The organism is Janthinobacterium sp. GL_088 (genome assembly GCF_057837845.1).
This window is the reverse complement of the sequence record NZ_CM174453.1, coordinates 6374478-6388366: the sequence shown is the minus strand read 5'-3', so window position 1 is coordinate 6388366 and position 13889 is coordinate 6374478. Positions and strand designations below refer to the sequence as shown.

Here is a 13889-nt window from a genome sequence, read left to right as displayed (position 1 = left end):
TTGAATGTCTTTGCTTGGTGAATGGTCAGCCGTGGCCGCTGGCAATGGCGTGTTTCAAGCCTGCCAGGGTGCTTTCCAGGCGCATGAAATCGTCTTCGGTGTAGCCGTCGAACAGGCGCTGGCCCTGTTTTGTCAGCTTGGGGAACACGTCATGGAACACCTGTTCGCCCTCGCAGCTCAGGCGCACGTAATAGGAACGTTTGTCGCGTGGACAACGTTCGCGGATCACCAGCCCCTTTTGTTCCAGCCGGTCCACCACGCCCGTCAAGGTACCCTTGGTAATGAGGGTTTTCTGGCCAAGTTCCTTGTAGGACATGCCACAGGTGTTGCCGAGCGTGGCGATGATGTCGAATTGCGCATGCGTCAAGCCGTACTGGCGCACGAAGTCGCCAGAAAACCGCTCGAAGCCTTGCATGCATTCGGCCAGCAGCCGGATACTTTTTAAATATCGTTCACCCATGGGGGTGATTATATCCTTCCGCCCCGCTTTTTTCCGCCGCGCCAGGATGGACCCTTGCACGGAGGGCTGGAGAGGGCGGAAGTCCGGTATCATGTGGGCAACTCAGCCCTTGCCCCAGGCCCGCCTCGCCGATGTCCTTCGCTAATCTTTCCCGTATCGGCCTCGACAAACCGCTGCGTTTGCTGCTGGTCCATGCCGGCGATGCCGAGTCGATCACCTGGGCCGGACTGGTGCAGCCGCTGCGCTTGTGCGCGCGGGCGCTGGGATCCGGTGCCCTGCAACTGGACGTGCGCACGCCGGAACAGGTGGCTGCGCAGGGTGGCAACTGGCATATCGCGCTGCTGGTGGCCGATGAAACGGAAGCGCCGTTGCGCGCCGAGCTGTGCCGGGCTGTGATCGAACGCTGCCGCTCGGCGCCATTCTGGGGCGGCGTGGGCGCGGCCGTGCTATGGCTGGCCGACGCAGGCGTCATGGATGGCGTGCGCATCGCCTTGCCGTGGGCCCTGTACGCGGATGCGGAAGCGAAGGCGGAACGGGCCATCCTGACGCCGCACCTGTTCGATATCGACGGCCCGCACATCACGTGTTGCGGCGGCGCGGCCAGCATCGACTTTTCGCTGACCCTGATCGAGACCATCTTTGGCGCCGACGTGCAGGCACTCGTCAAGGAAGCGCTGTGCGTGGACAAGGTACGCGGCAAGGAAGAGCGCCAGCGCGTGGCCTTGCAGGCGCGTTTCGGCGTGCTGCAGCCGAAATTGTCCGAAGCGGTGACCTTGATGGAAGCCAATATCGAGGAACCGCTGTCGACCGACGACATCGCCAGCCTGGTGGGCCTGTCGCGGCGGCAGCTCGAGCGGTTGTTCAAGCAATACCTGGGCAGTCTGCCGTCGCGCTACTACCTGGAGTTGCGCCTGCAGCGCTCACGGCAACTGTTGCTCGATACACATTATTCCATCGTGCAAGTGGGCCTGATGTGCGGCTTTTCCTCCGGTTCGCACTTTTCCACGGCCTTTGGCACCCTGTTTGGCAATACTCCGCGCGAAGAGCGGCAAAGAAAGCTGATGCCGCCAGCCTAGCAGCGGCAAGGCAGCTGTGATGAATTGTGAAAATCCTTGTCGCAGATTCAAAAGAGTTTTAGCATCCCGCTTTTTATAATGCAGTACACACGTAGCTGTCGTAGCTGCGGAGTACCTAACATATTGATGGGGAAATGCTATGAATGCCAAGCTTGATTCGACCGTAACGGCTCGTCCAGTCACCCGGGAAACCTTTGACCAGGTCCTCGTTCCTACCTACGCCCCTGCCGCCATGGTGCCCGTGCGCGGTTCCGGCCTGGATCTGTGGGACCAGTCAGGCAAGCATTACCTCGATTTCACCTCCGGCATCGCCGTCAACAGCCTGGGCCACTGCCATCCGGCCCTGGTCGACGTGCTGACCAAGCAAATCAATAATTTGTGGCATTTGGGCAACGGCTACACCAATGAGCCTGTCCTGCGCCTGGCGCTGGCCCTGACGGAAGCGACCTTCGCCGACCGCGCCTTCTTCTGCAACTCGGGCGCGGAAGCCAACGAAGCGGCCCTGAAACTGGCGCGCAAGTACGCGCACACCAAGTTCGGCGCGCACAAGTCGCGCATCATCTCGTGCTTCAGCTCTTTCCACGGCCGCACCCTGTTTACGGTCTCCGTCGGCGGTCAGGCCAAGTACACGGAAGGCTTCGAGCCGCTGCCGCCATCGATTGACCACATCGCCTACAACGACATCGAAGCGGCGCGCGCCGCCATCGGCGATGACGTGTGCGCCGTGATCGTCGAGCCGGTACAAGGCGAAGGCGGCGTGGTGCCGGGCAACCCTGAGTTCCTCAAGGAGCTGCGCGCCCTGTGCGACAAGACGGGCGCCCTGTTGATTTTCGACGAAGTCCAGAGCGGCATGGGCCGCACTGGCGCGTTGTTCGCCTACATGGGCTACGGCGTCACGCCGGACATCCTGACGGCCGCCAAGGCGCTGGGCAACGGCTACCCGATCGGCGCCATGCTGACCACGAATGAACTGGCGCAGACCCTGGCCGTCGGCACCCACGGCACCACCTACGGCGGCAACCCGCTGGCCGCCACCGTGGCCCTGACCGTGCTGGAGACGATCAACACGCCGGCGTTCCTGGCGCGCGTGAAAGAAGCGAGCGTCAACACCATCGCCATGCTGCAAAGCTTGATCACGGATTACCCGCAAGTGTTCTCCATCGTGCGCGGCAGCGGTTTGCTGCTGGGCCTGGTAGTCAGCGATGCCTGGAAAGGCCGCGCGAAAGACATCCAGAAGGCGGCCGAAGCGCAAGGCTTGATGGTGCTGATCGCCGGCATGGACGTGGTGCGCCTGGCGCCGGCCCTGATCGTCTCGGACGAGCAGATCGCCGAAGCAGGCCGTCTGTTGCGCGTGGCCATCGACGGCATGCTGAAAGCCTGAGGCTAGCCGCACTCCCTGTTTGATCACCGGCCCGCCGCTTTGCTGCGGGCCGGCTTGGTTCTACCCCCAGCATCGTCAGCATTGAAGGAGTACCCATGTATGTTGTCCGTCCGGTAGAAATTGCGGATATCGCAGCCCTCGAAGCGCTGGCCGCGGTAACCATGCCGGGTGTCCATACCCTGCCGAAGACGCGCGAAAAAATCGCCGCCTCCGTCGAGCGCTCCATCGCCTCGTTTGCCGCCCATGTCGACATCCCCAGCGAAGAGTCGTATCTCTTCGTGCTTGAATCCCTGCTCGACAAGAGCATTGCCGGCACGGCTGCCATCTTCGCCTCGGCCGGCTCGAACGGCACCTATTTTTCCTTTCGCAATGACGTCATCCAGCAAGTCTCGCGTGACCTGAACATCAGCCACAGCGTGCATGCGCTGACCCTGTGCTCGGAGTTGACGGCATACTCGCAGCTGTCCGGTTTCTATGTGCGCAACATGGAGCAGGCGGGCCTGGAAGCGGCCCTGTTGTCGCGCGCGCGGCTGCTGTTCGCCGTACTGGCGCCTCACCGCTTCGGCGACCGCTTCTTCGTGCCGCTGGCCGGCATCACGGACGCCAACGGCCAGTCGCCGTTCTGGGATGCGCTGGGCCGCAAGTTCTTCCAGATGGATTTCCTCGATGCCGAAAAAGTCATCGGCGGCGCGCGCAACCGCACCCTGATCGTCGAACTGATGCCGCATTACCCCGTGTACGTGCCGCTGCTGCCCGGCGACGCGCAGGCGGCCATGGGCCAGATCCATCCGAGCGGCGAACTGGCATTCAATTTGCTGACGGAAGAAGGCTTTGAAGCCGACGATTACATCGACATCTTCGATGGCGGTCCGATCCTGCAGGCACACAAGCATGCGCTGCGCTCGTTTACGGGCTCGCTCACGCGCCGCGTCGTCGCAGGCGTCACGCCCAGCCGCACGGGCCTGAAAGTGCATTACGCGGTCGCATCGGGCGCGGAACGCAACTTCCGCGCCGTCACCTTTACCTGCGATGCGCTCGAAGCGCAGGACACCGTCGGCTTGCCGCCCGAGCTGCTTGAAGCGCTGGCCGTGGCCGAAGGCGACAGCGTCATTTGCGTGCGCATTTAACCGAGAGAACATTATGCTAGTAGTACGCGCCATCAACGCTTCTGACCTGGACGCCCTGTACGGCTTGGCCAGCCAGGTCGGCACCGGCATGACCACCCTCAAGCCGGACATGAAAATGCTGGGCGACCGCCTGGCCATCGCCTGCGCGTCGTTCGCCGAAACCATCCCGCCCGAAAAGCGCGACTACATGTTCGTCATGGAGGATACGGATACGGGCCGCCTGGCCGGCGTGTGCGCCATCAAGGGCGCCGTGGGCCTGGAAGAGCCGTTCTATAACTACCGCATCGGCACCCTGGTCCATTCCAGCCGCGAACTCGATGTGTTTACGCGCATGGAAACGCTGTACCTGTCGAACGATCTGACGGGCAGCACGGAACTGTGCTCGCTGTTTCTGCACCCTGATTACCGCAGCGGCAACAACGGCAAGCTGCTGTCGAAAAGCCGCTTCCTGTTCATCGCCCAGTTCCCGCACCTGTTCACGGAAAAGCTGATCGCCGAAATGCGCGGCTACCAGGCGCCGGACGGCAGCTCGCCGTTCTATGAAGGCCTGGGGCGCCACTTCTTCAAGATGGATTTCCACCACGTCGACGACTTGACGAGCCTGGGCAAGAAATCCTTCATCGCCGAACTGATGCCGCGCCAACCGATGTACGTGGCCTACCTGCCCGACGAGGCGCAGGAAGTCATTGGCAAGGTGCATCTGAGCACGGCGCCCGCGCGCCGCCTGCTGGAACAGGAAGGCTTGCACTTCGAAGGCTATGTCGATATTTTCGACGCCGGTCCCGTGCTGCAGGCGCGCGTGTCCGAGTTGCGCGCCATGCGCGACAGCATGCCGGCCGTGCTCGACGCCGCGACTGTGCCAGTGCCTGTGCCGGAAGTGTGCGGCGACACGGCCCTGGCCGAACCTTACCTGGTGTCGAACACCGACCTGAAAGATTTCCGCATGATCGTCACCGGCGCCAATCCGCACAGCGGCAAGATCGCGCTGGACGACGATGAACTGCATCTGCTGCGCTGCCATCACGGCGACACCGTGCGCACCTTGTCACTCAACCCGAGGAAGCATCCCCATGTCTAAATCGTCCAACCTTAATTCATCTACCGCAGCATCGAACTTCATCAACGGCGCCTGGCTGCCGGGCACGGGCCGCGAACTGCTCACCATCGACCCGTCGACCGGCAAGCAGACCTGGGCCAGCCTGGAAGCGACAGAGAATGAAGTCGAACAGGCTTGTCAGGCCGCCCGCGCCGCCTTTGAAGCGTGGGCAGAGACGCCCGTCGAAGAGCGTATCGCCATCTGCGTGCGTTTTCGCGAACTGCTGAAGGAACATGCGGAAGCGCTGGCGCTGCTGATCTCGGAAGAAGTGGGCAAGCCACTGTGGGAGTCGCGCACGGAAGTGGCCACCATGGCCAACAAGATCGATATCTCGGTGCAGTCGTACAACGCGCGCACGGGCATCACGCAAAGCAAGATCGCCGATGGCGACGCCGTGCTGCGCCACCGTCCGCATGGCGTGTTCGGCGTGTTCGGCCCGTATAACTTCCCTGGCCACCTGCCGAACGGCCATATCGTGCCGGCCCTGATCGCCGGTAACACCATCGTTTTCAAACCCAGCGAATATGCGCCGCGCACGGCCATCAAGACCGTGCAACTGTGGCAGCAGGCCGGCTTGCCGGATGGCGTCGTCAACCTCGTCAACGGCGGGCGCGACACAGGTGTCGCCCTGAGCGCCAATGCGCACCTCGACGGCGTTCTGTTTACGGGTTCCTGCCAGACGGGCATCAGCCTGCACCGCCAGTTCGGCGGCCAGCCGGGCAAGATGCTGGCGCTGGAAATGGGCGGCAACAACGCCCTCGTCGTGTGGGACGTGAAGGATGTCGACGCGGCCGTGCACCACGCGATCTTCTCCGCCTTTGTCTCCGCCGGCCAGCGCTGCACGTGCGCGCGCCGCCTGGTGGTGCAGGACAATGCTGCGGGGGCTGCCTTCGTTGCGCGACTGGTCGACGTGGCGGCGAAACTGGGCATCGGCGCGTCCGACGCGCAGCCGCAACCGTTCATGGGCCCTGTGGTCTCAAGCGCCGTAGCCGCGCGCCTGGTGCAGGCGCAGGCCGACATGGTCGCCAAGGGCGGCACCACTCTGCTGCAGATGCGCCAGCTCAATCCCGAGGCGGGCTTTGTCACGGCCGGTATCGTCGACGTGACCGCTGCCACCGGGATCCCTGACGAAGAATGGTTCGGTCCGTTGCTGCAAGTGATCCGCGTGGCCGATTTCAATACCGCCCTGAAGGTCGCCAACGCCACGGAATTCGGCCTGGCCGCGGCGCTGTTGTCCGATGATCCGGCCCTGTGGCAAACCTTCCAGGTACGCGCGCGCGCCGGCATCATTAACTGGAACCGTCCGACCACGGGCGCGGCCAGCACGGCGCCATTCGGTGGCATCGGCAAATCGGGCAATCACCGTCCGAGCGCGTATTACGCGGCTGACTATTGCGCCTACCCGGTCGCTTCGATCGAGAATGGCGTATTGGAACTGCCGGCCAAGCTGTCGCCCGGCCTGAATTTTTAAATTTTAAGGACATGCCCCTCATGCACAGCACGCGCGAATACAATTTTGACGGCCTGGTCGGACCATCGCATAACTATGCCGGACTGTCGTTCGGCAACGTGGCCTCGTTCAGCAATGTGAAAAGCGCCTCCAATCCGAAGCAGGCCGCCTTGCAGGGCCTGGCCAAGATGCGTGCCCTGGCCGCGCGCGGCTTTGCGCAAGCCTTGCTGCCGCCACAGGACCGGCCGAATTTCCGCCTGCTGCGCTCCATCGGTTTCACTGGCACGGATGCCGACGTGCTGGCGCGCGCCTACAAGGAATCCCCTGTGATTCTGGCCTGCGCGTATTCCGCCTCGCCCATGTGGACGGCGAACGCCGCCACGGTCAGCCCGTCGGCCGATACGCAGGATGGCCGTGTGCATTTCACGGCCGCCAACCTGAATAACAAGCTGCACCGCGCCTTCGAGCACGCGCAGTCGGCGCGCAGCCTGCGCGCCATTTTCAGCGACGACAAGCACTTCGCCGTGCACGAGGCGCTGCCGTCGACGCCCGCCTTTGGCGACGAGGGCGCGGCCAACCACACGCGTTTGGGTGCCAGCCACGGCGCGCCATCCGTTGAATTGTTCGTGTATGGTCGGGTGGAGTTCGACCCTTCCGCGCCATCGCCGAAGCGCTATCCGGCGCGCCAGACCCTGGAAGCGTCGCAAGCCGTGGCGCGCCTGCATGGCCTGGACGCGAAGCGCACCGTGTACGTGCAGCAGAATCCGGACGTGATCGACCAGGGCGTGTTCCATAACGACGTCATCGCCGTCGGCAATGGCAATGTGCTGTTCTACCATGAGCAGGCGTTTGCCGATGAAGAAGCGAGCCTGTCGCAGCTGCGCCGCGCCGTCGCCGCCACGGGCGCGCAACTGGACGCGCTGCGCGTGGACACGGGCCAGGTGCCGATCCAGGATGCGGTGACCAGCTATCTGTTCAACAGCCAGTTGCTGACGAAAGAGGGCGGCAAGATGGCGCTGGTGATCCCGCAGGAGTGCCAGGAAAACCGCGCCGTGTCGCGCTACCTGGAAGGCCTGGTGGCCAGCGGTTGTCCCATCGATGAACTGATTCATTTCGATCTGCGCCAGAGCATGCGCAACGGCGGCGGGCCTGCCTGCCTGCGTTTGCGCGTGGCGTTGACGGAAACCGAGGCACGCGCCATGCATCAGGGCGTGATCATGACGGAAACGCTGTACCATCGGCTGGTGCAGTGGGTGGAAAAACACTACCGCGACCATCTGGAGCCGGGCGACCTGGCCGATCCGCAGCTGGCGCTGGAAGTGCATGCGGCGCTTGAAGAATTGACGATCATCCTCAACTTACCGGGATTGTACGACTTGTAGGCGATAGAAAAACACACAGAAAATCCGAGACAACTATCCGTAGCACAGACAGAATTGGACGGGCGACCCCCGTCTCTTGACACCGCTGCCGCCCAGCCACAAGCCCGAACGACAGCGTTGGACATTCACATTACCGTAATGGAGATGCAAGATGAATCACACGCCACAAGATTTGCGTACACAAACGCTGGAGTTGATTAACGCGGCTGGCAATGCAGGCAAGGCGGCAGCGCCTGTCGTGCAGCTGGTGCAGGCATGGCTCGATTCGCTCGACGCCGAAGACCTGGCCGACATCGCGCCCGACAGCCTGGCACCCGTGCTGGTGGACGGCTTCACGCAAGCGGCCAAGCGCACCGGCAACGGCTGCCAGATTGCCACCCTGCGTTATGCGGATGGCCGTGGCGGCATGGCGAGCGCCTTGCTGATCCTGAACGAAGACATGCCTTACCTGGTCGACTCCATCGTCATGACCATGCGCCGCCAGCACCTGGCCGTGCGCGGCGTGATGAACACCGTGCTGCCCGTGCGCCGTGCCGCTGACGGTAGCGTCGAAGCGGTGCGCCAGCCGGGCGACCCGCTCGAATCGTATGTGCTGGTGCTGCTCGACGAAGAGCTGGCGCCGGAAGCCCTGGCCGCGCTGGTCACTGCCATCGACATGGTGGCGCGTGACGCCGCCATCGTGCGCCGCGATGCCGCCGCCATGAGCGAGCGCCTGGCCACCGTGGCCACGGCCGCAGCGCAGCATGGCGAAGAAGGCGCGGAAGTGGCCGCCTTCCTGGAATGGGTCCGCAGCGGCGGCTTTGAAGTCTTCGGCTACGCCTATTACCGCGTCAAGCCGGGCGTGCGCGAACTCGAACGCGACATTCCCAGCCGCGTCGGCGTGCTGCAGGATACGGCGCATCCGGTCTACGGCACCTGCCTGGCGAATATCCCGGGCGACTTCGACACCCTGGCCAAGCGCGACTCGGCGCTGTCCATCGTCAAGGCCGACGTGGCGGGTACTTTGCACCGCGACCAGCAGCTGGACTTCATCGGCGTGCGCGACATGGATGCGCAAGGCGCGATCCTGGGCGAGCATTGCTTCGTCGGCCTGTTCACCCGCGCCGGCAATTCCACCCCGCTGGCCGCGCTGCCGTTTGCGCGCGGCCGCGTGGCCAAGGTACTGAGCCTGGCCGGCGTGCGCCAGCAAGGCTTCCGCGCCGAGAAATTCCGCGAAATCCTCGAATCGCTGCCGCGTACGGAAGCGCTGGAAGCGGACCTCGACTGGCTGGCGCAAGTGTGCGGTTCCGTCGTCTCGCTGTACAAGCAGCCGCGCACCAAGGTCTTTGCGCGTCGCGACGTGTATGCGCGCCACCTGAACGTGCTGGTCTACCTGCCGCGCGAGCGCTACAGCGCCAGCGTCGCATCGAGCCTGGCAAAAGCCCTGCAAGCCAGTTCCGGCGCCACGCATGTGAGCACGCAGACCCTGGTGGCAGACGGTCCCCTGGCGCGCGTCTACCTGATCGCCCACGCCGCGCGCTACCCGCTGGACCTGGAAACGGATATCGAACAGCCGCTGCTGAGCGTGCTCGATGGCTGGCATAACGGCTTTGCCGCCGTGGCCGACGCCGTGCCCGACGTGGCCCTGCGCACCAGCCTGCGCAAACTGTGCGCGACTTTGCCGCTCGATTACGTGGCCGCCACCGCGCCGGCCATCGCCTTCCGCGACCTCGACACCATCCTGCGCAACACCGATCCGGCGCACGTGGCCGTGCGCATCGAGACGGGTGCCGTTACCACCATCCGTTTGTACTCGGCCAACAAGGTGCCGCCGCTGTCGACCATCCTGCCGGCCCTGCACAATGCGGGCGTGGCCATCGACCGCGAACAGGCGTATTCGGTTTCGCTGTCCGACGGCACGCGCTATTTCGTCACCAGCCTGACGGTCGATGCCGCCAGCGCGGCGAAACTGGCGCAACCATCTGTTGTCGCCGTGGCGCAGGAATTGTTTGCTTCCCTGTTCAACGACACGGCCGAAGATGGTCGCCTGAATGGCCTGGTCATTGAAGGCGGCTTGTCGACGCGCGAAGTGCAGCTGGTGCGCGCCTATACCAGCTACTGGCGCCAGACGGGCAGCCGCTTCTCGGTACGCTATATCGCCGAAAGCCTGCGCAAACAACCGGCCCAGGTCAAAGCCCTGGTCGAAGCCTTCCTGCAGCGCTTCGATCCTTCGCTGTCCGACGCGCAGCATGCGGCAGCCCTGGAAAGCATCGCCGCCATCAAGGCCGGCCTGCCGTCCGTGAACCATGCCGATACCGAGGAAATCCTCGGCGCGCTGGCCGACCTGATGGCCGCCACCCTGCGCACCAGCTACTTCCAGAACAATCAAGCCGGCGACAAGATCATCTTCAAGTTCGACACCAGCAGCCTGGCGCTGGTGCCGGAACCGCGTCCTTACCGCGAGATTTTCGTCTTCTCGCGCCGCTTCGAAGGCGTGCATCTGCGCGGCGGCCCGGTCGCCCGTGGCGGCTTGCGCTGGTCGGACCGCATGGAAGACTACCGCACCGAAGTCCTGGGCTTGGTGAAAGCGCAGATGGTGAAAAACGCCGTCATCGTGCCGGCTGGCGCGAAGGGTGGTTTTGTCTGCAAGATGATGCCGAAGGATGCCGTGCGTGAAACCATCGCGGCAGAAGGCGAAGCCGTCTACCGCCTGTTCATTTCCAGCCTGCTGGAAGTGACGGACAACCGTTCGCTGGGCAATATCGTCCCGCCAGTCGACACCGTGTGCTTCGATGAGGCCGATCCTTACCTGGTGGTCGCTGCCGACAAGGGCACGGCCACGTTCTCGGACATCGCCAACGGCATCGCCGTGCAGCGCGGTTTCTGGCTCGGCGACGCGTTTGCCTCGGGCGGCTCGAACGGTTACGACCACAAGAAACTGGGCATCACCGCCAAGGGTGCGTTCGAAGCCGTGAAGCGCCACTTCTATGAAATGGACCACGACCTCAATACCACCCCGATCACGATGGTCGGCGTGGGCGACATGTCGGGCGACGTGTTCGGCAATGGCGTATTGCTGTCGCGCCAGCTGAAACTGGTGGCCGCATTCGACCACCGTCACATCTTCCTCGACCCGACACCGGACGTCGCCGTCTCGTTCGACGAGCGCGCGCGCCTGTTTGCCTTGCCGCGTTCCTCGTGGGACGACTACAACAAGGACTTGATCTCGGCAGGCGGCGGCGTGTATCCGCGCTCCGCACGCACCATCGAACTGTCGCCGCAGATCCGCGCCGCGCTCGATATCGCGGAAACTTCGCTGGCGCCGGAAGAACTGATGCATCGCATCCTGAAGTCGCCCGTGGACCTGTTCTACAACGGCGGTATCGGCACTTACATCAAGGCGTCGACGGAAACGCACGCACAGGTGAAGGACCGCGCGAATGACCATATCCGCGTCAGCGGCAATGAGCTGCGCGTGAAAGTCGTGGCCGAAGGGGGGAATCTGGGTGCGACGCAGGCCGGTCGTATCGAATTCGCGCTGGCGGGCGGACGCATATTCACCGATGCGATCGACAATTCGGCCGGCGTGGATTGCTCGGACCATGAAGTGAACGTAAAAATCTGGCTGGACGTGGAAGTCAATGCGGGCAAGCTGACGGAAGCCGAACGCAATCGCGAGCTGTATGCGATGACGGACGACGTCGAGCGCCTGGTCTTGCGCGACAACACGCAGCAGACGCATTTGCTGGTGCGCGAATTGCAGGCACAAAGCGAAAGCGCCGTGCAGGATGGCTATGCCGCGCTGATCGCCAGCCTGGAAGAAGAGGGCGCCCTGTCGCGCGAGCTGGAACAATTGCCGTCGGTGGCCGAACTGGCGCGTCGCAAGCTCGATAACCGTGGCCTGACCACGCCGGAACTGGCCGTGGTGATCGCCAACGTGAAGAACCGCTTCAAGCGCATCCTGTCCGCCTTGCCGTTGACGGGCGAAACATGGGCCGAGCCGGTGCTGAAACCGTACTTCCCGTCCTTGCTGGTGGAAACCCGTTCGGCGCTCGACCACCCGCTGGCCAACGCCATCCTGGCGACCGTGCTGGCCAATGAAGTGATCAATCGCTGCGGCCCGCTGATGATCCGCAACCTGGCGGCGGAACATGGCGTGGACGAATCGGCCGTGATCCTGGCCTGGGGCCAGGCATGGGTGGCGCTGAACCTGGCGCCCGTGTTCGACGCGCTCGATGCGGATGCCTTGACGATTCCACGCGAGGTGTCGATCAAGGTCGACGCGCAAACGCGCGTGCTGCAGCAAACCATGATCGCCGGTGTCCTGTCGGTGCCGGCCGAGCAATTGCGTGGCGCCGGCCTGGCCGAACTCACGCGCCTGTTTGGCGCGGAATCGAAGCGCGACCTGCTGAAAGCTGTCGGCATCAAGTCGGAAGCGGCGCTGGTGCCGGGTCTGACGCCCGCCTTCGTGCAGGCGTGGGATGCGGTCGATGCGCTGGAAGTCGTCGCCGGCTTCCTGTTCCCGGCCCTGTCCGTGCCGCGTCCTGCCTCGATGGACCTGGCCGCCTTCCTGCAAGTGGGTCTGGCCCTGCGCAGCCAGGCGGGCATCGGCACCCTGGAGCGTGGCCTGAAGCTGGCCGCGCAAGGCAAGTCGCAGGAACAGTTGCGCAACTATGCACAGCAAGCGCTGCGCCGCACGCAACAGCGTCTGCTGACGCAGGTGCTGGCGCGCGCCGAGCAAGGCAATGCGGGCCAGGCCGTCGATGCCGTGACGGGCGCGCTGGGCCTGTCGGCCTATGTGGCGGCGACGGAACTGGAGCAAGCCATGCTGGACGTGTGGACCTTGTCGGAAGCCGTGAATAAAATCACGGCGAAACCCACAGCGGAAGCGGCGGTGTAATGACGCAAGAAGCAACGCAAGCAATATCCCGGGTAGTACCGGGCGCTGGCGGCTTGCCGCCAGCCGTGCAGGCGCTGGCGCAGGCCGATTTCAGCGGCGTGGCGCAGTTGTTCGTCAACGCCGGTTTCACGGTGGCCTTGCCGGCGCCCGGCATGCTGCAAGTCGTCAAGCCGGGAGAGGCGCGCGCCAGCGTGGCCGTCTCGGTGGGCGTGCATGGCGACGAAACGGGACCGATCGAAGTGCTGGCGCATCTGCTCGACGCGCTGTCGCGCGATGCGTCGAAGCTGGCCGTCGACCTGCTCGTTTGCGTGGGCAATGTCGATGCGATCCGGGCCGGCAAGCGTTTCATCGACGCCGACCTGAATCGCATGTTCCGCCCCGTGCGGGGGAGCCTGGCGCAAGCGGCGGAAAGCGCACGCGCCGATGAAATGATCGTTGCAACAAAAGCGTTCTTTGCAGCGGCGGGTCCCGTGCGCTGGCACCTGGATTTGCACACGGCCATCCGGCCCTCCGTGTATCCCACGTTTGCCATCGTGCCGGACCTGGTGGCTGACGACGCCAAGGCGCAGCTGATCGATTGGCTGGGCCAGGCGGCCATCGGCGCCATCATCATGAACCCGCAGTCGGCCGGCACCTACAGCTATTATTCGGCCGAGCATTTCGGCGCGGCCGCCAGCACGGTGGAGCTGGGCCGCGTGGGCACCCTGGGGCAGAACGATTTGTCCCTGTTCGACGACGTGTCGCGGGCGCTGGACGGCTTGCTGCGCGGCTTGCCTGGGCAGCCCGTCAAGGCGCAACCGCACGTGTTCAAGGTGGCGCAGGAAATCATCAAGCACAGCGATGAGTTCCGCATGGCTTTTGATCGCAGCACGCAGAATTTCACGTCCCTGCCGCAGCACGCCGTGATCGCCAGCGATGGCGACCATGTCTACACGGTGCAGCACGCGGAAGAGCTGGTGGTGTTTCCGAACCCGGACGTGCGCGTGGGCTTGCGTGCGGGCTTGATGGTGGTGCGTACCTCCTGATCGCCCAGCCGTC

9 protein-coding genes are annotated in these 13889 nt (G+C 64.0%); 8 read left to right on the top strand and 1 reads right to left on the bottom strand.

Annotated elements, in window-relative coordinates; translation table 11 throughout:
- Positions 1 to 25: 25 nt before the first annotated feature.
- On the bottom strand, positions 26 to 460 hold the full coding sequence (locus AC3IQ7_RS28610) for a MarR family winged helix-turn-helix transcriptional regulator (protein ID WP_199534201.1): 435 nt from the start codon (positions 458 to 460) through the stop codon (positions 26 to 28).
- Between the two features lie 131 nt (positions 461 to 591).
- On the opposite strand from AC3IQ7_RS28610, the gene AC3IQ7_RS28605 reads away from it, so the two are divergent.
- The 8 genes from AC3IQ7_RS28605 (at position 592) to AC3IQ7_RS28570 (ending at position 13876) form a co-directional block, all read left to right on the top strand.
- Positions 592 to 1536 (top strand): GlxA family transcriptional regulator, encoded by a 945-nt coding sequence (locus AC3IQ7_RS28605; protein WP_099376229.1) that lies wholly within the window; start codon positions 592 to 594, stop codon positions 1534 to 1536.
- Positions 1537 to 1675: 139 nt separating this feature from the next.
- Positions 1676 to 2917, top strand: a complete 1242-nt coding sequence (gene astC, locus AC3IQ7_RS28600) for an acetylornithine/succinylornithine family transaminase (RefSeq protein ID WP_099376230.1) — start codon at positions 1676 to 1678, stop codon at positions 2915 to 2917.
- Positions 2918 to 3012: 95 nt separating this feature from the next.
- Positions 3013 to 4044 carry an arginine N-succinyltransferase gene (locus tag AC3IQ7_RS28595; protein WP_099376231.1) on the top strand — a complete coding sequence of 344 codons (1032 nt, stop codon included), beginning with the start codon at positions 3013 to 3015 and terminating at the stop codon, positions 4042 to 4044.
- 13 nt (positions 4045 to 4057) lie between these two features.
- Entirely contained in the window at positions 4058 to 5122 is a 1065-nt protein-coding gene (astA, locus tag AC3IQ7_RS28590; RefSeq protein WP_099376232.1) for an arginine N-succinyltransferase, read from the top strand.
- Positions 5115 to 6611, top strand: a complete 1497-nt coding sequence (astD, locus tag AC3IQ7_RS28585; RefSeq protein WP_489207995.1) for a succinylglutamate-semialdehyde dehydrogenase — start codon at positions 5115 to 5117, stop codon at positions 6609 to 6611. Before astA ends, astD begins: the two co-directional genes overlap by 8 nt.
- A 20-nt stretch (positions 6612 to 6631) precedes the next feature.
- The gene (gene astB / locus AC3IQ7_RS28580) at positions 6632 to 7972 is read left to right on the top strand and encodes an N-succinylarginine dihydrolase (RefSeq protein WP_489207994.1); all 1341 of its coding nucleotides are present in this window, start codon (positions 6632 to 6634) and stop codon (positions 7970 to 7972) included.
- 151 nt (positions 7973 to 8123) lie between these two features.
- Positions 8124 to 12851 carry an NAD-glutamate dehydrogenase domain-containing protein gene (locus AC3IQ7_RS28575; RefSeq protein ID WP_489207993.1) on the top strand — a complete coding sequence of 1576 codons (4728 nt, stop codon included), beginning with the start codon at positions 8124 to 8126 and terminating at the stop codon, positions 12849 to 12851.
- Positions 12851 to 13876: a succinylglutamate desuccinylase gene (locus AC3IQ7_RS28570; protein WP_489207992.1), complete on the top strand. Its 1026-nt coding sequence runs from the start codon at positions 12851 to 12853 to the stop codon at positions 13874 to 13876. Before AC3IQ7_RS28575 ends, AC3IQ7_RS28570 begins: the two co-directional genes overlap by 1 nt.
- Positions 13877 to 13889: the final 13 nt, after the last annotated feature.